Annotated in this window: 18 protein-coding genes and 2 pseudogenes; 10 read left to right on the forward strand and 10 right to left on the reverse strand. The window is 61.1% G+C overall.

Features of this window, described 5'->3' with window-relative positions; translation table 11 throughout:
- Positions 1-5: 5 nt before the first annotated feature.
- Together AC0L2C_RS03520 and AC0L2C_RS03525 are read left to right on the forward strand one after the other, a co-directional pair.
- A complete protein-coding gene (locus AC0L2C_RS03520) occupies positions 6-3,410 on the forward strand; it encodes an adenylate/guanylate cyclase domain-containing protein (protein ID WP_473522700.1) in 3,405 nt (1,134 codons plus the stop codon).
- A gap of 29 nt (positions 3,411-3,439) precedes the next feature.
- Positions 3,440-3,826, forward strand: a complete 387-nt coding sequence (locus tag AC0L2C_RS03525; protein WP_473522701.1) for a YybH family protein — start codon at positions 3,440-3,442, stop codon at positions 3,824-3,826.
- 257 nt (positions 3,827-4,083) lie between these two features.
- On the opposite strand, the gene AC0L2C_RS03530 is transcribed toward AC0L2C_RS03525, so the two are convergent.
- A complete protein-coding gene (locus AC0L2C_RS03530) occupies positions 4,084-5,133 on the reverse strand; it encodes a class I SAM-dependent methyltransferase (protein ID WP_473522702.1) in 1,050 nt (349 codons plus the stop codon).
- Between the two features lie 155 nt (positions 5,134-5,288).
- Positions 5,289-6,347 (reverse strand): alpha/beta fold hydrolase, encoded by a 1,059-nt coding sequence (locus tag AC0L2C_RS03535; RefSeq protein WP_473522791.1) that lies wholly within the window; start codon positions 6,345-6,347, stop codon positions 5,289-5,291.
- Positions 6,348-6,695: 348 nt separating this feature from the next.
- On the opposite strand from AC0L2C_RS03535, the gene AC0L2C_RS03540 reads away from it, so the two are divergent.
- Positions 6,696-7,931, forward strand: a complete 1,236-nt coding sequence (locus AC0L2C_RS03540; protein WP_473522703.1) for a class I SAM-dependent methyltransferase — start codon at positions 6,696-6,698, stop codon at positions 7,929-7,931.
- A 635-nt stretch (positions 7,932-8,566) separates the two neighbouring features.
- Here the strand turns inward: AC0L2C_RS03540 and AC0L2C_RS03545 are convergent.
- Together AC0L2C_RS03545 and AC0L2C_RS03550 are read right to left on the reverse strand one after the other, a co-directional pair.
- Entirely contained in the window at positions 8,567-9,208 is a 642-nt protein-coding gene (locus AC0L2C_RS03545) for a hypothetical protein (RefSeq protein ID WP_167366605.1), read from the reverse strand.
- Positions 9,209-9,304: 96 nt separating this feature from the next.
- The gene (locus tag AC0L2C_RS03550; protein ID WP_128169604.1) at positions 9,305-9,724 is read right to left on the reverse strand and encodes a helix-turn-helix domain-containing protein; all 420 of its coding nucleotides are present in this window, start codon (positions 9,722-9,724) and stop codon (positions 9,305-9,307) included.
- Positions 9,725-9,918: 194 nt separating this feature from the next.
- On the opposite strand from AC0L2C_RS03550, the gene AC0L2C_RS03555 reads away from it, so the two are divergent.
- Both AC0L2C_RS03555 and AC0L2C_RS03560 read left to right on the forward strand, forming a co-directional pair.
- Positions 9,919-10,578 carry a L,D-transpeptidase gene (locus AC0L2C_RS03555; RefSeq protein ID WP_027155109.1) on the forward strand — a complete coding sequence of 220 codons (660 nt, stop codon included), beginning with the start codon at positions 9,919-9,921 and terminating at the stop codon, positions 10,576-10,578.
- A gap of 10 nt (positions 10,579-10,588) precedes the next feature.
- Positions 10,589-11,101 (forward strand): OmpA family protein, encoded by a 513-nt coding sequence (locus AC0L2C_RS03560; protein WP_027155108.1) that lies wholly within the window; start codon positions 10,589-10,591, stop codon positions 11,099-11,101.
- 194 nt (positions 11,102-11,295) lie between these two features.
- On the opposite strand, the gene AC0L2C_RS03565 is transcribed toward AC0L2C_RS03560, so the two are convergent.
- The 5 genes from AC0L2C_RS03565 to AC0L2C_RS03585 all read right to left on the reverse strand — a co-directional run bounded on the left by AC0L2C_RS03565 (position 11,296) and on the right by AC0L2C_RS03585 (position 15,925).
- A complete protein-coding gene (locus AC0L2C_RS03565) occupies positions 11,296-11,952 on the reverse strand; it encodes a DUF1579 family protein (protein ID WP_473522704.1) in 657 nt (218 codons plus the stop codon).
- Positions 11,953-12,073: 121 nt separating this feature from the next.
- Positions 12,074-12,817, reverse strand: a complete 744-nt coding sequence (locus AC0L2C_RS03570) for an SDR family oxidoreductase (RefSeq protein ID WP_473522705.1) — start codon at positions 12,815-12,817, stop codon at positions 12,074-12,076.
- Positions 12,814-13,179: a putative quinol monooxygenase gene (locus AC0L2C_RS03575; RefSeq protein ID WP_023799825.1), complete on the reverse strand. Its 366-nt coding sequence runs from the start codon at positions 13,177-13,179 to the stop codon at positions 12,814-12,816. Before AC0L2C_RS03575 ends, AC0L2C_RS03570 begins: the two co-directional genes overlap by 4 nt.
- A 287-nt stretch (positions 13,180-13,466) precedes the next feature.
- Positions 13,467-14,459: a cupin domain-containing protein gene (locus AC0L2C_RS03580; RefSeq protein ID WP_473522706.1), complete on the reverse strand. Its 993-nt coding sequence runs from the start codon at positions 14,457-14,459 to the stop codon at positions 13,467-13,469.
- A 563-nt stretch (positions 14,460-15,022) separates the two neighbouring features.
- On the reverse strand, positions 15,023-15,925 hold the full coding sequence (locus AC0L2C_RS03585) for a LysR family transcriptional regulator (protein ID WP_473522707.1): 903 nt from the start codon (positions 15,923-15,925) through the stop codon (positions 15,023-15,025).
- Positions 15,926-16,055: 130 nt separating this feature from the next.
- On the opposite strand from AC0L2C_RS03585, the gene AC0L2C_RS03590 reads away from it, so the two are divergent.
- The 4 genes and pseudogenes from AC0L2C_RS03590 to AC0L2C_RS03605 form a co-directional block, all read left to right on the forward strand.
- Positions 16,056-16,472, forward strand: coding sequence for a RidA family protein (locus tag AC0L2C_RS03590; protein WP_473522708.1), 417 nt, complete (start codon positions 16,056-16,058; stop codon positions 16,470-16,472).
- A gap of 356 nt (positions 16,473-16,828) precedes the next feature.
- Positions 16,829-17,644 carry an oxidoreductase gene (locus tag AC0L2C_RS03595; protein ID WP_473522709.1) on the forward strand — a complete coding sequence of 272 codons (816 nt, stop codon included), beginning with the start codon at positions 16,829-16,831 and terminating at the stop codon, positions 17,642-17,644.
- 121 nt (positions 17,645-17,765) lie between these two features.
- A pseudogene (locus tag AC0L2C_RS03600) lies at positions 17,766-18,644 on the forward strand (AraC family transcriptional regulator).
- 345 nt (positions 18,645-18,989) lie between these two features.
- A pseudogene (locus AC0L2C_RS03605) lies at positions 18,990-19,307 on the forward strand (VOC family protein); the annotation flags it as partial.
- A gap of 123 nt (positions 19,308-19,430) precedes the next feature.
- Here AC0L2C_RS03605 and AC0L2C_RS03610 read toward each other — a convergent pair.
- Positions 19,431-20,363: a LysR family transcriptional regulator gene (locus tag AC0L2C_RS03610; protein ID WP_473522710.1), complete on the reverse strand. Its 933-nt coding sequence runs from the start codon at positions 20,361-20,363 to the stop codon at positions 19,431-19,433.
- Positions 20,364-20,479: 116 nt separating this feature from the next.
- On the opposite strand from AC0L2C_RS03610, the gene AC0L2C_RS03615 reads away from it, so the two are divergent.
- Complete coding sequence (locus tag AC0L2C_RS03615; RefSeq protein WP_473522711.1) at positions 20,480-21,352, forward strand: NmrA family NAD(P)-binding protein; 873 nt, start codon at positions 20,480-20,482, stop codon at positions 21,350-21,352.
- Positions 21,353-21,417: the final 65 nt, after the last annotated feature.

A 21,417-nucleotide genomic window follows, 5' to 3' on the forward strand; every position in this document is an offset into this window, starting at 1 on the left:
GCCAAATGAATATTGCAGTTTGGCTCAAGAGCTTGGGCCTGGAGCAATATGTTCCGGTTTTCGATGACAACGCAATCGATGCCGAAATCCTGCCCCGCCTCACCGCCGAAGACCTGAAAGAAATTGGGGTTGGCGCGCTTGGCCATCGCAAGCGAATACTTGAGGCGATTGCCGCGATGGAAGGCCAGCCGGAGGTAGTGTCGGCCAAGCCGGCTTCTGCCTCACCAGTTCCGATGTCGGCTTCGGTTGAGCGGTTCGGCGAACCCGGTCGCCCCCGGGAGGCGGAACGGCGGCAACTGACGGTCATGTTTGTGGATCTCGTCGGTTCTACGGCGCTCGCGACGAGGCTTGACCCCGAGGAGATGCGCGACCTCCTGAGGCAGTTCCAGAATACCACGGCAGGCGAAGTCCTTCGCTTCCAGGGGCACGTCGCGAAGCTCATGGGCGACGGTGCGTTGGCCTATTTCGGTTGGCCGCAGGCGCATGAAGACGAAGCCGAACGCGCCGTCCGTGCGGCGCTTGCGGTCGTGAGCGCTGTCAGCGGTCTGTCCGTCAAGGGCGGTCAGCAACTCTCAGTTCGTGTCGGGATCGCGACCGGGGTGGTGGTCGTAGGTGACCTCATTGGCATAGGGTCAGCGCAGGAGAACGCGGTCGTGGGAGAGACTCCCAACCTTGCCGCGCGGCTCCAGGCCATCGCCGAGCCGGGAACGGTAGTCATCTCTGAGCTGACCTATCGACTTATCGGAAACCTGTTCGAGGTGACCAGCATTTTGCCGCAAAAGCTGGCAGGGTTCGACACGCCCGTCAGCGCATTCAAAGTGATTGGAGAGGGCCGCGCAGAGAGTCGGTTCGAAGCACTTCATGCAGAAGAATCTGCGCCGCTTGCCGGGCGCGAACACGATGTCGCCTTGCTGCTCGACCGGTGGCGGCTCGCGGCGTCCGGTGAAGGACAAGTAGTCGAGCTGTTCGGCGAGGCTGGCATTGGCAAGTCCCGTATTCTGCAAGAGCTGCGGGAGCACTTGAAAGACGAGGCACACACGCGACTGCGGTACTACTGCTCCCCCTATCACGTAGAAACCGCCCTTTATCCCGTCACGGATCAGTTACTCCGAGCCGGGGACATAAGGCGGACCGACCCGCCCGACCGTCAGCTTGACTGTCTCGAGCAACTTCTCGCCGGTTCGACCAAGTACCCAAACGAGGCAATACCGCTGATCGCCGCATTGCTGTCCATCCCGACTGAGGGGCGCTATCCCAAGGTCGATCTTATGGCGCAAAAACAGAAGACGCGCACGTTCGAGTTGCTGATCGAGCAACTAGAGGCTCTTGCCCGCAGCCAACCAGTGCTGATGCTGCTTGAGGACGCGCATTTTCTGGATCCGACCTCGGCCGAGCTATTCGACCAAATCGCAGGCCGGATTCAGCAACTACCTGTACTGCTGATTGCAACTTCGCGACCGGAAGGCGCAGTCCGCTGGAGTGGTCTCCCGCACGCGACATTTTTGACGCTCAATCGGCTCAGCCGCGCCCAGGCGGCCTCTATCATTGCGGCGATGACAGGGGGCAAGCAGTTGCCGGGCGAAGTGCTGGACCAGATTCTGTCCAAGACCGAGGGCGTTCCGCTATTTGTCGAAGAACTGACCAAGGTCGTCCTTGAATCAGGCCTGCTTCAAATGCGCGATGGAGAACTCGTTCTGGCTGGCCCGCTACCTCCGCTGGCGGTTCCAGCGACGCTCCACGACTCGCTGATGGCCCGCCTCGATCGTTTGGATTCTATCAGGGACGTGGCGCAGGTCGGAGCAGTGATCGGGCGCGAGTTCACGCACGAGCTGCTTGCCGCAGCCACGGGCCTTCCTGAATTGGAACTCGAGCGTGCAACGAACCAGCTGGTCACGTCTGGCCTTGTTTTCCGCCGTGGCAGTGAAAGTCAAGCGAGCTATGCCTTCAAGCATGCACTCGTGCAGGATGCGGCGTACAGCAGTCTGCTGCACAGCCGCCGTCAGCAGCTGCATGCTCGGATCGCCTTGATTCTCGAGGAGCGCTTCCCCGAAATCGTAGCCACGGAGCCCGAACTGCTTGCCCACCACTTTGGTCAGGCGGGCCTTTTGGAAAAGGCTGTCGAGTACAATGAACTGGCCGGTCGCCGAGCGCTTTCGCGCTCGGTCCTGACGGAGGCGCTCGCCCGATTCGACAACGCCTTAAGCGGGCTTTCGGCGATGCCCCCGTCCGAAGGACGTTCGCGCAGAGAACTTTCAATCCGGCTGGCGCTCGGCAGCACGCATGTTGCGGCACATGGCTTCGCCGCACCTCCAACGGCGGAGGCCTACGGTCGGGCGCGCGAACTTTGTGAAGAGCTGGGCGAGACGCGTCAGCTCTTTCCGGTGCTGTACGGCCTGTGCCTTTACCACCTCTATGCTGCCGAATTGGCGGAAGCACGTGGCGCAGCAGACCGCCTGCTTGAATTGGCGGAAGCCAACAATGATCCCGGGCTCGCCTTCTTTGCTCATCGGGCCGCCGGCGTCAGCGCGTTGCCTGCCGGCGAGTTCTCCCGCGCCCGGATACATCTGGAGGAGGCGCTTGCCCTTTACGATCCCCAAGCGCACAGATCGCCGGCGTTTGTTTACGCCTTCGATCCGCACGTCGTGTGCCTGGACTATCTCGCCCGCACATTACTGCCGCTTGGGTTTCCCGATCAGGCTCTGGCGGCCAACGACGAGGCGGTTGCTGAAGCGCATCGTGTGGGTCATCGCAACAGCCTGGCTCTGCCACTATTCTTCGGCGGCGTCATCCGCCAGATCATTGGCGATCACCAAGGCGTCCAGGAGCGGTGCGCAGAATTAACCCGCCTTGCCAGCGAAGCCGGATTTCGCTTGTGGCTTTCCGGCGCCACAATCTTAAGCGCTTGGACAAACGCCGAGGCAGGTGATTTTGATCGTGGCCGCCTCGAACTCCAACGAGGTATTACCGAGTGGCGCGCGACCGGCGCAGAATTCATGGTTCCTTATTTCATTGCCCTTCAGGCGCAAATCGAGGTCAGAGCCGGCGATCATGGTGCTGCACGCCTTCTGCTCGAAGCCGCGCAAGCAGGGATTGAGCGCACCAAAGAGCGTTGGTTTGCGGCCGAGATACTGCGTCTGCAGGGGGAGGTACTGCTGCAACTTGGGGAGGACAAAACCGGAGGTTCGAGGAATCGCCTCCTGGACGCACTGGCGACGGCCCGGGCTCAGGGAGCGCGTTTCTGGGAACTGCGTGCTGCACTGAGCCTCGTGCGAGCCAACTGTCCCGCGCCTGGCGCGCGCGAGCAGCTCGCACTGATTTATTCCGGGTTTACTGAGGGCCTGACATTGCCTGACCTGCAAGCCGCACAGACGCTCGCAACAACGAATGAAGGCCTTCGGGCCGCGAATTGATTGAGAAGGCGATAAACAAGGAGGACGCCATGACACAATCGACTGAGAATATCAGCGACGAAATTCAGCGAGCAAACGATCACTGGAATTCGGCCTTCAACAGCGGCAATGCTGACGCAGTAGCTGCACTCTATACACAGGACGCGGTCGTGTTGCCATCCACTCACGCAGTCGTCAGGGGAACGAGCGCAATCAAAGACTTCTGGAATGGATTGATCTCGGCCGGAGTGAAGGATCATCCCATCGAGATGATCGATGCGCAGGCTGTCGGCGACATTGCCTATGCAACAGGGAAATGGTCGGCCAACGCTTTGGACGAAGGCGGTAAAACGCAGCGCTATGAGGGAACTATCGTCACGATCTTCAGGCGCCAGGGCGATGGATCCTGGAGAGCCTGCCTCCACACCTGGAACTGAGGCTGCGCCGTCGCGCATCCGGACCGTCGCGGTTTTGCGGCCTGACGGCCGCAGCCGGTTTTTGTCCCCTTTCGGTGACGCCCGCCTCCGCACTTCACTTCGACGGCCGAAGGTGCGTTTTCCAGGCAGGTGCACGAAAGGGCCCGGCAGCGGGGACCACCGCTCCCTGCCGCAAACTGACACAGCAGGCCGCTCCGACCACGATCTTCCGAGCCGTCAATTGACAGATGCTTGATGTTCGTCGCTTTGCTATCTGTTCAGGTCGCTTCGAGAACCATGTTGAGCGGAGTCTGCGCGGCCCTGCGGACCTTGGTGAAGCCGCCGGAGCGGATGACTTCGGTCAATCGTTTCTCGCCCGCCTGGGCGCCGAGTGCGAGCCCAGCCTCCTGCGCCAGCGAGGTTGGCACACAGATCATCGTGGAGGCGGAATAGTACATCCTGCCGATCGGGTTGATATTGTCCTCCAGCGTATCGCCGGCCATCGGTTCGACCACCATCCACGTGCCTCCCTCGTTAAGCGCTTTGCGGATGTGCACAGCGGCGGTCTCCGGATCGCCCATGTCGTGCAGGCAGTCGAAGCAGGTGATCAGGTCGAAGTCGCGGCCGGCGAAGTCCTGCGCCCGGCCGACCTCAAAGCTCACATTCGCTACCGCATGTGCCATTGCGTGCGCGGTCGCGGTGGCAATCGAGGCGGAGTGGAAGTCGTATCCGGTGAAACGAGACCTGGGAAACGCCTGCGCCATCAGGATGGTCGACAGACCGTGCCCGCATCCCACATCGGCTACATCAGCTCCGGCCTTCAGCTTGTCGGCAACGCCATCGAGGGCCGGGAGCCACTCCTGCACCAGCGCATTCACATAGCCCGGTCGGAATAGCCGCGCCACGGCACAAAACATGCAGCCGGCGTGGTCGCCCCAGGCGACACCCTTGCCAGTCTTGAAGGCCGCCTGCACCTTCGGCTGGTTCTCGACCATCGCGGCGGCGGTGTCGAAAGCGCCGATCATGTTGACAGGACTGTTCGGTTCCGCGAACACGAACGCCTGCTCAGGTGTCAGCCAGAAACTTCCGCGCTCGTGCTGGACGTAGCCGGAGGCCGCCTGCGCAGCGAGCCATTCGCGCACATAGCGGGACGCGCAATCTGCCGCAGCGGCGAGTTCTTCGGCCGTAGCGGGTCCGATCCGGTTCAAGGTTTCGTATAGCCCAAGGGAATCGCCAATCCGTACCAGCGGCACGCTGACAGCGCCGCCGAGGTCTCCAAGCACGCGCCCGACCAGTTCATTCAGCTTCGTTTCGTCAACCTGGGTCATGTCGATTTCTCCTCGCCTCCAGCAGCATCCCGCGCCAGTCAGTTCGAGGATGAGGCCAAGTTTGCCTGCTGGCATGAGGCAACTGTCCCTCACGGCAGCCGAAATCCGGCATTCGTCGAGGGACATCTGTCCCGCACCGGCACATGTGAGACGATCTAGCGGGACAGCGACTTGACGATCGCCTGTGAGCGGCTGCGCACGCCCAGCTTGCTGAAGATCACCGACAACTGGTTGCGGACCGTCTTTGTGCTCTTGCCGAGCCGCTCGGCGATTGAACGGTTGTCCAGCCCCTCCACGACGAGGTTCAGTATCATAGTTTCGGCGGGCGTCAGGCCGGCATCGCGGACGGCGCTTGGTTGCGCGGCCCGATCCTGCCCGAGGAACCTGCCGAGTTCAGAGTAGAAAACAGGCCAGGCAGGTTCGTCCGGCAAGAGCACGTGGTTCTTGCTTTCCAGCGGAACGAAGCGGGCGCCAGGAATCGTGGCAGCCAGCCTGCAGCCTTCGTCGAATGGAACACGCATATCGCCACGGCTGTGTGCTATCAAGGTTGGGACCCGCAGCGCGGCGGCAAGGTCCATCACGTCGATCCCCTGCATCTGCCATAGCAGTTGCGCGGCGACCTCGGCTGTTGCCGTCTCGCGCTCCAGATCACCCCACCAGCGGTGCTGCTCCGGCGTCCCGTCCGGAATGAAGAGGTTCGTGAAGAACTGGCAGAACGCAGGGTTGTCACGCCCCCAGCCGATGCGGATGAAATTGACCAGTGTCTCGGCCTCCAGACGATCGGAGTCGGTTTGGGCGCGAGCCCGCGCGCCCAGACCGTACGCGTTCATGAGCACCAGATGCGAGACGCGCTCGGGATGCTTCACGGCGTAGGCAATGGCCAGCGCACCGCCTTGCGACAGGCCGAGCAGGACAAAGCGCGGCTCCTTGATTGATGCGGCCACGGCCTCCAGGTCCGCGTGCCAGGCGTCGACGGACAGGTCTGCGACGTGCCGCTCCGACAGCCCACAACCGCGCGGATCGTAGCGCACGAAACAATTGCGCGCTGACAGTTCGCTGAGCCACGGCCGCCACACTGGACTTTCAAGATCATAGTCGACATGGCTTAGCCAATGCGCTGCCCGCAAGATAACCGGCCCCTCGCCGCATGACGCCGTAGCGATGCGGGTGCCGTCTGCAGAGGTACAGAACCGTATGCTTTGACTAAGCTTCACGGCGCCATGATAGCGCGACGCAAGGTCACGCGACAGGCCGGCGTCTGGTGTGGTCGATTGACTGCGCACCGGCCAATCGTGGAACGCGTCCGCTTTGCGCCTCATGTCCGCCCTTGAGGCGATCTTTGCGATTGCTGGATAGCAGACGCTGCCGGCGACCACCTTGGACATCTTTATTGCGCCAGGGCAGACATTTCCGATCGCGGGGCAGGCGGCCCCGGATGGGTCGCTAGTTCGGCATTGGGAGGAGACTTCTGAGGTCCGATCCCTCTCCGCCCCCAGATCGGTATTGATGTACCGACACCGGGCAGTCATACTTACGTGGCGAGTGACGAGAAACGAGCCACAATGCGTCTGCTGCCAAATCTGCTCTCCCGTTTTGTAAAAAACGGGCGCCTGACTGTCATATTCGAGGACGGTTTCAGGCAAGCCTTCGGCAGTGGACAGGATGGGCCCGACGTAACGATCCGCCTAACCGACAAAGCGGTCGAACGCGAGATCTTCTTCAATCCGGAACTGAAGGCGGCCGAAGCCTACATGGATGGCCGCTTGCTGATCGAGAACGGTGGCAAAGCATTTGACCTCTTGTCACTTTTTTCCGTCAACCGCACTGGGTTGGCAGCCCACCCTGTTCAGAAGGCGTTGCGGAAATTCTGGCGTGCGTTGCGCCGACGCCAGCAGAACAACAAGCTCGGTCTCGCCGCCAAAAACGTTCAGCATCACTACGACATCCCGACGAAATTTTATGAGCTATGGCTCGACGAGACAATGACTTATTCGTGCGCCTATTATACGGCACCGGACAGCAATCTGCAGCAAGCGCAGATGGACAAGCATCGCCACATTGCCGCGAAGCTCAAGCTAGAGCCGGGCATGCATGTGATGGAGATCGGCTCAGGCTGGGGCACTCTCGCCATCTATCTCGCCAAGTATTGCGACGTGAAGGTCACGGCGATCAACGTTTCGACGGAGCAATTGGCGGCGTCTCGGCTTCGAGCGATCGAGGCCGGGGTCGCTCATCAGATCGATTTTCGCGAGGTCGACTATCGCGAGGTCAGCGGACAGTTCGACCGTGTTGTCTCGATCGGAATGATGGAGCACGTGGGCGTCGTTCATTTCGACAGCTATTTCACGACCATTGGTAGATTGTTGAAGGAGGGCGGCTTCGCATTGGTTCATGCGATCGGACGCATGTCACCGCCTGGTACGACGGCGCCGTTCATCCGCAAGTATATCTTTCCAGGTGGGTATGTGCCGGCTTTGTCAGAGGTGTTTGCCTCGTTGGAGCGCACGGGGATCTGGTGCGCCGACTGCGAAAATTTGCGGCTGCACTATTACTGGACGATCCACGATTGGCGTCTCGGTTATGAGGCCCGGCGCGAGGAGGCAGTCGCCATGATGGGCGAACGATTCTGCCGTATGTGGGATTTCTATCTGGCGTCGGCCGAACTCGGCTTCCTAAACGGTTCAAATTTTGTCTTCCAGATACTGATCTCGGCTCGCCGTGACGATGTCCCAATCATCCGCGATTATATTGTCGAAGAAGAGCGACGCCTACTGAGATCGATGCAGACGAGTGCGTAGTTTCGCTATCTACACCGTGGGCCCGGTCCGCTGGTTAGCTCGCCCTGCAGGATTCGCATGACATCATCCCGCCGTCAATCTTCGTCCGACGGAAGCGCCAGTGCAACCAATCGACAAGTCCGAAGATCAAAGCGGTCGGCCACGAATGACAGCTTTGCGCCTAACTCCGGCCGTTGAGCAATCTCTCGCCAGTGCACAAAAGCTGCCGGTCCGCTCAGATCGCCGCTCCTCCGTGATTGGGAGGTGTCCGCCCACTCGTTCGCCCCGAAAGGGGCGCTGCGTTCTCGTGAACGCTCCACATCCGCTTTCTCAGTCCCTTTTTCTTATGACTTCGATAAGCCTGGCGAGGTTGTCGGCTCCGTGACCTTCTCTTATGGCGTCTTCTGTCAGGCGCGGCCTGGCGCTAGGAGTTACGGGTACGCGTTCGTCCCGACATGAATTCGGGCTAGGCGTTCTTGCCAAAAGACGTGATGTGAAGCCGGCGACTATCCGTCGGCTCTACCAACCACATCGCTTCGCCAATAGATGGGCCCGGCTTTCAAAGCCGTCATTGTGTTGCCGGCCAGTTGACGTGGCCTGCGATAGGCGACAAAGCCCGGATGCGCTGTATCACCCCGACTGCATTGACCTCCCGCTCAAAGAACGCTCTTTTCAGGGCCATAAGCTTTGGCGAGACGGACCATGCCTTTCGTTCGAAGGCGTTGGTACCAATAGAATAGTATCATCAAGCCGGTTGTTGTGCCGGCACCAAGGCACAGTGCAGGCGCCAACGCTGATCCGACATATAGTGCTAGAAGGGTCACGCCCGCCGCCGCGACAATGGCATTTACGAAAGCGATCATCGTCGCGGCTGTGGTCAGATGCGCCAGGAGCGGCCCGGCACGCAGCGACGGTTCGGCGTCGTTTTCTGGCCAACGGCCGAACTCTTTGGAAAACTGAAAAGCAGCATCCTCCCCCAGCGTTCGGTAGTAGGCCCTGATCCGGGCGATGCCGATATGGGCCTGCATGTTCTCGGCGGCTATATCGATCAACCTTAAGACGGTGAAGCTACCCAGCAAAAAGAGCGATGGCAGCACGGCTAGGAGAAACGGCTGAAGGAATTCAGGCGACTGCGCGACAAAGCCCGTCGCCACTAGAGCGCTCGATAGAGACATGATGTAGATGGTCGTTCGCGACGCCATTTCGCTGATGGTTGCGCTGATCGCCGATTGCTGCACGAAATGCTCTGTCGTGAGGGCCGCGAGAAGCGCGGTGTGGGGTGTTGTCGTGTCGGCCATTTTATATCTCCTGTGGTGAGCATGCCGCCGCTGGCGCATCCTGAGCGACAGAGCCGTCGACACAGGCTGCATGCGCCTACGCGATTGTGCAGATGTTCAAAGAGTGTTCATCAACTTGGCAATTCCGTTTAAATGGCGCCGGAATTCGGCTTGCCCGATGCCTGTATAACGCCGGAAATCGCGGCTCGCATGGGCTTGATCGAAATAGCCTTGCATGGCGGCCAATTGCGCCAGTCCGCCGGCGGGCGCGTCGGCCAGCAGAGCCCCAACTAGTCGATAATAGCGCATGACGCCCGCGTATCGTTTTGGTGAAAGGCCCACGAGGTTTCGGAACAGTCGATAGAGCGAAGAATAGGACAGCCCCAGCGCGGCCGCGGCAGTAGCAACGCCCTGGTTTGGATCGGCATCTATGAGGCGCACGGCTTCCGCAAGATTTTGAATCTGCTGGTGGGCATTGCTCACACGTCCGGATAGGGCAATGTCGCAACTACGCTCGGTCCCAAACAGTCGCGCCAATTTGGTTAAGGTCCTGGATGGGGTTTAGGTTAGACGTTCGTCCTCGGCAAGATTGTCACAATTCGGTCACTCGCCGCCAAATTGCCGAATGTCCGGACACGGCGGACTGAAGCAACGCAGAATTTTCCACTTTGAGGCGAAGTAATTCTCAACTATGGTCCGCCAGGCTTTTGGCATGGGGGGGAATATTGCCGATGGTTTTATCACGCAGGGGTGTCGTGCTCGGCGGCCTGGCGCTGGTCGCGGTGGGTGCAACCAGCAATATTGCTCAAGCCGCGGCGGCAAAATCCTTTTTCGCCGGTACCGCCAGCGACAACAATTTTGTCTATCGCAAGACCAACTTCGCCAAGATCGACAAGAGATGGCATCGCCAGATCGTCAAGTATTTCAGCAGCGAGCCGGTCGGCACCGTCGTGGTCGATACCCGCCACCACTTCCTCTACGTCATCATGGAAAACAAGACCGCCATCCGCTACGGCGTCGGCGTCGGCAAGGACGGCTTCAAATGGTACGGCCGCGCGACGATCGACCGCCGCGCGCTGTGGCCGCAATGGGTCCCGCCCCCCGAAATGCGTAAGCGCAAGCCGGACCTACCGCACATGGTCGCAGGCGGCGCGTCCAACAATCCGCTCGGGCCGCGCGCGCTCTATCTGCACCGCAACGGCGCCGACACCGGCTACCGCCTGCATGGCACGCTGGAGCCATGGAGCATCGGCACCGACGCTTCCAGCGGCTGCATCCGCATGTTCCCGGAAGACATCATCGACCTCTACCAGCGCTGCCCGATCGGCACCGCGGTGCAGGTCCTGCCGCACATCGCCGACCAGGCGCCCGCTTCCACCCCTGTCGAATGACTGGCGCCTCATGAACCGCATGATTGAGAACACGCGCCGGCTGCTCGCCGCCGGCCTGCTGGTGCTGGCCGCATCCTGCTCGACCAGCAACACGCTGGCCCCTTCCACGCCCGACATCACCAACACCGAGGTTGCCGGCTTCCAGAACGTGCAGCCGGGCAGCGAGGAGGATTTTATCCTCAATGTCGGCCGCCGCACCTATTTCACGCAAGGTTCGGCCGCGCTCGATTCTGTCGCCAAGGCCACCCTCGACACCCAGATCGCCTGGTTAGCAAAGCATCCGCGCTGGCTGCTTAAGCTGCAGGGTTTCGCCGACGATCCCGGCGCAAGTGAAACGGCGCTGTCGCAGCAGCGCGCCGATGCGGTGATGGACTACCTCGCCGCCGGCGGCATAGACCGCAACCGCATGTGGGCCAAGGGCTACGGCAAGGACAGGCTCGTCCGCGACTGCCCCGACACCGCCTGCAGGTCGCAGAACCGCCGCGTTGTGTCTAATTTGCGCGATGAGAGGGACGAGCCGTAGGGGGCTGCTGTTCTGCTTGTGACCCGAAGCAGAGTCTCACACGCGACGGCGGCATGGCTGCTTTTGCGCCTCATGTCGGCCGTAAAGATCAGCTTTGCGGCTTCCTGAAAGTAGACAGCGCTGGAGGTCGCGGTTGCGCCATTGCCAAGCACCGAGCGAGCTAATGAGACGCCGGGCCGTCCTCGAGCGGACGCTCACTCTTTCAGCCGTGTATAGAGGCCGCGTGTGGCCAACGTCTCTTGCTGTCCGGGACGCGTGAAATAGAGTTCAAAGACATGGCGATCGTTGTTCTCGATTTTGATTACTGTGCGCATGCCGATCGACTTGCCGACCGTGTCTTCGCCAGCCACACCCTGGTCGGTGAAGGCCCCGGACATGCTGATGGGCCTTTGATTTCCGGATCCAGGGGTGCCTTCGTAGTACATCATGGTTGTGTTGACAGGATCGATCGTAATCCACTCGTATCGGTCGTCCATGATACTGTAGCCGAGCCAGCCTTTGCGCCAGATTGGCGCTCCATCCAGCGTCCCCTCCATCGTGTCTTCGATGTAACGGCCGCCTGCCAACCACTGCCGACGGCTAATGAGGTCGTCCGTCACGAGCGGCGGCTGATCGGGGCTGCGGCCGAGCGTGCCGTAGAAGCTCAACTGGACCCGCCAGGTGCCAACTAGTGGCGCCAGAACCTCATGCGCCTGACCCGGCAATCCGCGACTAAGCCATTTGGGTAACTCGGACTGCGTCGGGGGCGCGGCCGCGGCCGAGCCATCTTGAGCCAATGCGCCGGAAGGAACGGGGAGGGCGAACGCAACGACAATTAGGGCAACGTGTAGTGTCTCAATGGTTCTTTTCATCTGCGGTCCATTGTTTATTGGAAATTGCTGTAACGCGCTTGGTTGAGGGTCACCGTTGTGAACTTTCCGCGTGAACCGGATGGATACTGATCTCTTAACCCTTGAGGCTCTATCTGTTAGATCATTCGATGCTGACCAGCGTTTCACCTCCTGAAACTTCTAGAATAGCGCCGGTCACGAAATCATTAGTCATCAGGAAAAGTGCGGCCTTGCCGATATCGTCGACTTTTCCAACGCGACCTGCTGGGAAGCTCTCGCGCACCAGCGCGAAAAACGCCTCCCGCTTGGTTTGCGGCATGCCGGCCCACATTTCGCTGTCTATGACGCCTGGACGGATTGTGTTGACGCGGATCGGACCGAGTTCGAGCGCAAGGGCTCGTGTCAGCGCCTCCAGACCAGCGAACGCGACCATCATCATCGAAGCGCCCATGCGAGGCTTGGTCACCAAGCCTCCAGTAGTGAATGTGATCGAACCGCCTTTCTGCATCTTGGGCGCCGCGTGCCGCGCGCAAGACCAACTGCCCAGGAGCTTGCCATACAGAACGGGCTGCGCGTCGGCCAGCGTTTGGGAGAGGAAGGTTCCTCCAGGACTTGGTGGAGTTGCGGTGATGACAAGGTGGTCGAGCGCCCCCAGCGTTTCGAATACTTGCTCGACCGCCGCATCGTCGGTCATGTCCAGCGACTGGAAGGTGATTGAACCGTGGGCGCTTTGTTCTGCAGCCAATTTCGCCGGTGGCCGCCGCCCGAGCGCGATGACCTCGGCGCCTGCGCGCGAGGCCGCAAGAGCCGCCCCCATGCCCATGCCGCTTGTCCCGCCAACGATCACGACTCGCTGATTCAGAAGAGACTGCTCGTCACCGGTCATCGCGGATCTCTGCCGCTGGCATATGGGCTCAGCATCTCAAGCCACTGCGTCTCCATGTCGCCCGGTTCGAGCTCACCACCATCTACGACGAACCTCTGGACATAGGCTTCGCTGAAGTGGCTCTTGACTGCATCGACACTGCGCCAGACTTCGTAGATGACGATGAGATCGGGGTCGGATCGATCACGATGGATGTGGAATTGTAGACAGCCCGTTTCTGATCTCGTCGCTTCGAGATCCTCAAGCATCCGGGTAACGAGCGCTTCGCCTTGACCGGGAGCGGCGCGATGCTTGGCGATAATGCAATAGGGCGTGTGTTCGCCAGTGGCTGGTGGGGGAAGATCAGGCAACACCAACGCCATATGAGTCTCCTTCTGGTAGCGGCCTAGGAGGTATTCTGCATTCACACGTCATGCGTTCATGGCGCATGCGAAATCCCGGCTATTGCTCCTTCGATAATCCGCTGCGATGCAGTCGCTGCTTTGGCTCGCGAATCGGTCGAAGTGGTTACGGCTTTTGAGAATTTGCAGATCCTGGCGCGGCGCCGCTATGGCAGAAACGCTTGAATGTCTGACCGTTTGTCGCACTGATTACATTAGCCGTGGATCGCATCAGGCGATATGCAGGACCGATCCCGTCTCTGTTATGCTCACCCGCGCCCGGAATCTCGGACCGCGCCTGGCGAGACGCCTATGAAGCGTTTGAATGCCCTGCTGAAGGATGCATCGGACTCATATCCCAACTCAGACGCGACCTGTGACAGCGACATATATCCGTTCCGCAACCAGGATTCGGCCAGCCTAAGCCTCCATTGCAGGAGATAGCGGGCGGGAGATACCGACAACAGACCCTTGAATCGCTGCGAAAACCTCGATCGCGACAGCCCAGACAATGCCGCCAGGCGATCGACTGGCCAGTCTTCGCCGGGGGAGCGATGGATTCTTGCAAGCGCAGACCCGATTTGCGGATCCCGCACGGCCGCCAGCCAACCAGTCAGATTGTCGGAACACGTTTCGACGCAGGATCTGATTACTTGCGTCATGACAATATCAGCAAGGCGCGCCATTACCGTTGCCGATCCGATTCTTTGCCCATCAGCCTCCCGCGCCATCATAGAAAGGAGGTTTGGCAGGACAGTATCGCTGTGCTCTGCATAGCGGATATGCATCACCGGAGGCAGCAGTTCCAGGAGCGGATTTGCCGTCGGCCCCTCAAAGCCGATCGTACAGCATGCGATCAGCGATCGCGGACCGCCGCCGCCAGACTTCAATTCGTAGGTTCCATTCCCGATCAACGCCGGTTTGATATCGTCCAGTGGCAAGGCTCTCCCTTTGGGCCGGTCGGACATGGTGTGCTCTGTTCCGTGGGGAAGAAGAAGCACATCGCCACATTCCAGCAGCAGCGGTGGCAAGCTCTTGGCTTGTATCCAGCACTGACCCTCGAGCATCGCATGAAATCGTACGCCCTCCCTGAACGGCACGGCGATGCCCCAGGGCGCCGTTAATTCGCTGCGGCCATATCTCGCATGGGCAAGGCGCAGGTCGCGCAGCACCTCGCTCAACAAATCATTCTCGGCCGGCTGATAGCCCATCGTTGCACGTCCAAGACCGGGCCGATTCATGGATCTAAGCGGATCGTCCATATGCATTCCTTTGCCTCGAACCTTTTGCATACTCTTTATCCATCCCTTTATCTCTTGGTGGGCAGAATATGCTACGGATCGATCCTCTAGGTCCTAAATCTAATAGGTCTGCATGATGGCGGCTGCGCGACTACCGAATTTTCTCGGCTCGCGCGTTCCCATACCGAGGCGACGGCGCAATGTCGGTGTTTGGCAGACTACGTCGTGTGGCTGATCTGCTCGACGATAGAGTTCCAATCAAGTCCGGCTCTTTCGTGCGATATGGGAAGTCCGCAACGGAACATCAGCGCAGGTTGTCGCGAATGTCGGCTATCCGATAGCAAAAGATGAGGGATTCCTGCGCCGAGCTGTATGTCTGCTCACCTACATATCAAACTACAAGCTGCCGGTCCGCCCTCGGCCCCACTTGCGTCATCGCCTGCTTCAGCCCGACCGATCGAACTGGTCATCGGCCCAATGCAGGATTCGTACGCACTGAGGCAGAACACTGATGCGTTGGCGCAATAGCAACGAACTGAGCACTCCCCCGGCCCAACGACCGGTCATGGCGCGGCTGCTCGTCGCTAAGGTTCTTTCTTCCGCAGGTCTTTGACGACATCGAGAAAGGCCCGCAGTGCGGGCGGTACGGCTCGATGTCCGGGGTAGTAAACCGCAACTTCTTCCGCAGCGGGCATCCACGCGGTCAGGACCTTGCGCAGCCGGCCGTCGGACAAGGCCGCTTCGGCGGCCCAATCGGCCACGTAGGCGACTCCCAGATCCTCAATTGCGGCTTCGACCATCAGTTCTTCGTCGTCGAGGACGACGGGGCCGTTTGCCTCGATCACGAGTTCCTGGCCGGCGCGTTCGAACTCCCATCGGTAAAGCTTGCCGCTGGGCAGGCGGTGGCCGATGCAATGGTGGCGTTGCAATTCCTCGGGGGTTCCCGGGTCGCCGAAGCGATCGAGGTAGGCTGGCGACGCGACACAGATGAACCTCAACCGGCGTGCAAGCGGCACGGCGATCATGTCCTTGGGGACCGATCCGAGGAGGCGCACGCCGGCGTCGAAGCCGCTGGACACGATGTCGATCAGCCGCCCCTCGACGACGATGTCCACGGTCACGTCCGGATGGCGCTCCGCCATCCGCGGAAGAACCCCGCGAACAAGAAGCCCAGCCACCAATCGTGGTGCGTTGATGCGGACGGTGCCCGCGACATTGCCCCGGAACCCGGCGACGCTGTCGAGCGCCTCGTCCAGCGAGGCGAGCGCCGGCTGAAGGCGATCGAGCAACCGGAACCCGGCTTCCGTCGGCGAGACGCTGCGTGTGGTGCGGTTGAGAAGGCGCACGCCCATGCGCTCCTCGAGTGCACGCATGGCGTGGCTCAATGTGGAAGGTGCCGTGCCGATCTCGTCCGCTGCGCGGCGGAAGCTGCGGTGCGTGGCAACGGCCACGAAGGCGGTGAGATCGTTGAGGGACGGGCGGGACATTGATGGTAATTTTGCATCAGCTCATGCCGATTTCAACGGCTAATGCGCGTAATGCGATTGCCCTATCTCCTGCCTGTATCAACTCGGCGCCTCCGGCGCGCTGCCGTTTTCAAGGCAGAAAGGAACACGAATGCCTGCACGTGACGCCATCTATCCGGCCAAACGCCACGCGTTGTACGATATTCATCGATATTCCGCGGCCATTCGCTCCGGCGATCTTCTCTTCGTCTCGGGGCAGGTCGGCAGCCGTGAGGACGGCTCGCCCGAGCCCGCATTCGAGGATCAGGTTCGGCGGGCTTTTGCCAATCTGCGCGCGGTCTTGGCCGCCGCCGGGTGCAGCTTCGACGACGTTGTCGACGTCACCACCTTCCACACCAACCCGGACCAACAGATCGAAACGGTGTTGGCGGTCCGGGCGGAGGAGATCGGCGGACCTCCCTATCCGAACTGGACGGCAGTGGGCGTCAATTGGCTTGCCGGCTTCGATTTCGAGATCAAGGTCATCGCCCGCATCCCTTCGACGACCAGCGGCCAGCCGTCGGGCTGATCGCTCGCCCTGCAATTTCTGTATTGGCGCTTGTTCCCGACGACGCCCGGGGGCAGCAGGGGAGCTTTTAGGCTCCAGTTTCGCCGTCGGCGAAGTCTGCATATGGGCAGCGGCAAGGGCACCCCTCTACGGCAAAGCTGGCAGACAGCCCGCTCCCTACACGTCAGGACGCCACTTCGTCCTGACGTGTAGGGTCAGCAACTCCCATGGTCCGGCCGCGTGACGCGTTCTTTCGGCCCTTTTCGTAAGCGCGCGACTGTCATTCCCTTTTGGCATTGCATTATGATCATAATATGTTATTAGGATCGTAATTCAACCGGCGAGAAAATTCTGGCCCTCACGATTTGGAGCACGAAATGAATGCGAATTCCGGAAAGACCGCTGTTGTGACCGGAGCGTCCTCGGGCATCGGCCACGCCAGCGCCGAGGCGCTTGCGCGGGCAGGATTCACCCTCTTCGGGACAAGTCGCCGCTCCGTCGGCAACGGCCCGGACGGGGTGACCATGCTGGTTTGCGACGTGACCGATGGCGCTTCTGTCAGCGCCCTCGTTTCAACCGTGCTGGCGCAGACCGGGCGGATCGACCTCCTGGTCAACAATGCCGGCGTCGGTCTGCTTGGCGGTGCCGAGGAATCCTCGGTCGCACAGGTGCAGGCGCTGTTCGACGTCAATCTGTTCGGCGTCATCCGCATGATCAATGCGGTGTTGCCGTCAATGCGGCAGCGCGGCGAAGGGCGCATCATCAATATCGGCTCGATTCTGGGATTGGTGCCGGCGCCATACTCAGCTCATTACTCTGCGGTCAAGCACGCGCTTGAGGGCTATTCGGAATCGCTCGATCACGAGGTTCGTGCTTTCGATATTCGCGTCTCGGTCATCGAGCCGGCATTCGTGCGTACCGTCTTCGACCAGAACGGGATCGAGCCGGATTCGGTGTTGCAGGAATACGATCGGGCGCGCGCCGGGCTCAAGGCGCTGCTGGGCGATGTGATGCCGAAAGCCGATCCGCCGGAAGTGGTGGCGGATGTGGTGGTCAAGGCGGCGACCGATGTCCGCCCGCGGCGTCGCTATACCGCCGGCAGGGCCGCGCGCCAGGTCAGCATTCTGCGCCGCTTTGCCCCCGCAGAGATGTTCGACAAGAGCTTGCGCAAACAGTTCCGCCTGCCGGTCTGAACCCGGTTTGCAGTGCTCCACCGCCAACGGCTCCGCATCGAAGTGAACAGGGGTGTTCAGCAAGAACAGTCGAGCGCGCTGTCTCGCAAGCTGGCAGATTGCTCTCACACAGGAGAGCATGATGACGACGCGGCAAGATCCCTACCACGCGCGCATGAAACGGGTGTTGAGCTACATCGACCGGCATCTTGAGGATGATCTTGGCCTGGACACGCTTAGTGCCGTTGCGGCCTTGTCCAAGTACCATTTCCACCGCCAATTCAGAGGATATTTCGGCATATCAGTGCATCGCTACGTCCAACTCGTTCGCATGAAACGGGCGGGACAGGTGCTTGCCTTCAAGGACGAGGCGAGCGTGACCGAAACCGCGCTGGACGTCGGTTACGATGCGCCCGACGCCTTCGCCCGCGCGTTTCGGAAAAGCTTTGGGAATTGCCTTCCGCATTTCGGGACACGCCCGACTGGGAGGTGTGGTTTGCCAGCCTGTGGCCATTGACCAACGCGAGGAGCAAGCTCATGAAAACGGCGTATTCATTGGCTGACGTCAACATCATCGACGTGCCGGAAACACCCGTCGCCGTCCTGCAGAACCGAGGCAATCCGGCCCTGGTCGCCGAGACTATCCAGAAATTCATCGCCTGGCGAAGGGCTGCAGGTTTGAGCGCGGCGTCCAGTGCAACCTACAATGTGTTTCATTCGGATTCCGACATAACGCCGCCGGACGAATTTCGCCTCGACATCTGTGCAGCGACCGATCGGAAAATCGAGATGAACGACCAGGGCGTGGAAGCCGGTGTTCTTCCGGCCGGACGAATGTGCCGTGCTTCGCGCAATCGGCGCAGAAAATGTCGAGCCGGCGATCGAATTCCTGTATCGCGACTGGTTGCCGGCAAGCGGTGAGGCCCTTCGGGATTTTCCCCTCTACTGTCAGCGGGTGAGTTTTGTTCCGATGGTTGCCGAGCACGAAGCCATCACCGACATCTTCCTGCCATTGGTGTGATTGCTGACCTTCCAATGGCGGTCATCTCCGCTACAGTCGAACGTGGGTCAAATCACCACTGGAGACAGCTAAATTCCGCGCCGAACTGATGTCTGCTTGGTCCGCACCGCGACCTCCAGAATGGTTCGCCAACAAACACGAGCGGTTGCACAGTGCAGACAGGCGCCTTCAGGACTCCAAAGAGCGGCATTGTCAGTCGTTTTGACCAAGAAGCCCTGCAGCGCCTGATATCGCGTATATGGATTGGGCCGGTCATCACCGCGATCGAGTCGGTAAGGAGATACAATGGAAAAGGTGCTCGGCATCGGTGGCTTCTTCTTCAGAGCGAAGTAGCCCGATGCGCTCGCTCGATGGTATGCCGACCATCTCGGCGTGGCGCTGCCGCCAGAAAGCTACGATCAACGCTCGTGGGAGCAACAGCAGGGCGCAACCGTCTTCGCACCGTTTGCTGCGGATAGTGACTATTTCGGTCGCGCCGACCAGCCGTGGATGATCAATTTCCGCGTGCGCGACCTCCAGGCCATGGTCGCACAGCTCACGGCAGCCGGAATTGCGGTTGAGGTCGACACCGAACATTACCCTAATGGTTGGTTCGTCCGGCTTGCAGATCCGGAGGGCAACCCGATCCAGCTCTGGCAGGCGGAGGGGGCCGACCGTGACTAAAGGCACCCGAGCAGGCGGAAACGCAAGCGCCGAACCTGGGCTTCGGTTGAGATCCTTCTAGAGCATCTTTCCTGAACGCGGGTCGGCTCGAGGCATTGTGCTCCAGAGAGCCGCCTTGCGGCCTCAGTTTCCAACGTCGATCGCCGACGACATGTCCGCCGCCGCCGCGACAATGGCACGTCTCAACCATATGTGCCTGGGCGCGTCCTGCTGGCGCGCGTGCCAGACAAGGCTCATCGTGAAGCTGCCAAGATCGAGGGGCGGCGGCAACGATACGAAGCGCTTCATGTTGGCGGCCGCTCGCGCCAGGCTCGAAGGCAGGGTCATGATGAGGTCGGAGCGGGCGGCGATCTCGAGCGCCGCGAAGAAGTTCGGCACGCGCAGCTTCACCCGCCGCGTTCGCCCGATGCGGGCAAGCACCTCGTCGACAGGCGCAGGCCCGACGCCGGTGACGCTCACCACGATATGCTCAAGCGCCAGGAAACGCTCGAGCGTCAGCTTTCGGGCGAGCGCCGGGTGCTCCGCGCGCATCAGCGTCACGAGCGTCTCGTCATAGAGGCCGCGCCGACGGATGCCGGCCGGGGCTTCGTCGACCAGCGCCACCATCGCATCCGCGATGCCCTGCTCCAGCGCTTCGACTGCGTCCGTGCCCGGCGCGACGATATCGAGATCGAGGGACGGCGCCTCGCGTCCAAGGCGGGCGAGCAGATGCGGCGCCAGCACGGCGGCCTGGAGATCGGGCATCAGCAGCCGGATCCGGCCGGTGGCGGTGGCGGGATCGAACGCGTTGGCCTCGACCATCTCTCGCACACCCGCCAAGATGCCGCGCAGCACAGGGCGCACCTCTTCCGCACGGGCGCTGAGGACGTAGCCGCCCGGTCCATCGACCAGCAGCGCATCCGAAAACAGCGCGCGCAATCGGCCGAGCGCTCGGCTCGCGGCGGGCTGGCTCATGCCGAGCCGGCTTGCGGCACGGGTGACGTTCTTCTCGTCCAGCAGCGCTTCGAGCGCCACCAGCAGGTTCAGGTCGATCCGGCGTAAATCCACTTCACGCATGACGACTATATACACCATGCATTGGACGCATGAAATGCCTGCGCCTATCGTTCCCCCGTCAATCGAGATGAAGGTCAGGCCGGATGAAGGTCAGGCGAGCAGAAGGAGAAGAAGTGATGTATGTCGTGCTTGGAGCAAACGGACGGGCCGGCGGCGAGGTCGCGCGCGCCCTGATCGCAGGCGGTGAAGCCGTGCGCGTCGTGCTGCGTCGCAAGGAACGGGGCGAAAAATGGACAGCCCTCGGCGCGGAGGTAGCCGTCGCAAGCATGGAGGATGCCGGCGCCATGGCCGATGCGCTGAAGGGCGCGCGGGCAGCGTTCCTGCTCAACCCGCCGCCGGTGAGCGGTGATCCCTATCAGCGCACGGAAGAAATCGGCGCCGCGCTTGCCGATGCGGCACGGCGTGCAGGTCTGCCAAAGGCCGTCGTCCTGTCGTCCATCGGCGCGCAGCATGCCTCCGGCACCGGCGTCATCGCCACCCTCAACAGCTTCGAGGCGCTGCTCGACGGCGTGGCGCCGGCCACCGCCTTCCTGCGGTCGGGGTATTTTGTCGAAACCTGGAGCGAGGTGGCGCAACCGGTCCTGTCGCAAAGCATACTGCCGACCTTTATCGAGCCCTCGCAGAAAATCCCGATGGTGAGCACGATCGATGTCGGGCGCGCAGCAGCGACCGTGCTGTGCGAGGAATGGACCGGAAAGCGGGTCGTAGAGTTGGGCGGACCGGAAGACTGGAGCGCCGGCGACGTGGCATCGGCCTTCGCGGACGTTCTCGGCCGGCCGGTGACGCCTGTGCTTGTTGCGCCGGAGGAGCGTGCCGCGCTGCTTGCCGAGGAAGGCGTGCCGGGCGAGGTGGCAGATGCATTGCTCGGTATGTATGAGGGAATCGCCAACGGCCTGTTCATGCGCCAGGACAGCAGCGAGCACCGGCGCGGCATGACCTTCCTGGCGACGGCGATAGAGCGCGTTGTCGCAACACCAGCCGGCCGCTGATCCTCGGCCGAGTAGCGACGGCCGAAACGGATCACGGGCTTCCAGCCACTTGCAGGGAACGTTTT

It is taken from the genome of Mesorhizobium sp. WSM4845, from assembly GCF_055811455.1.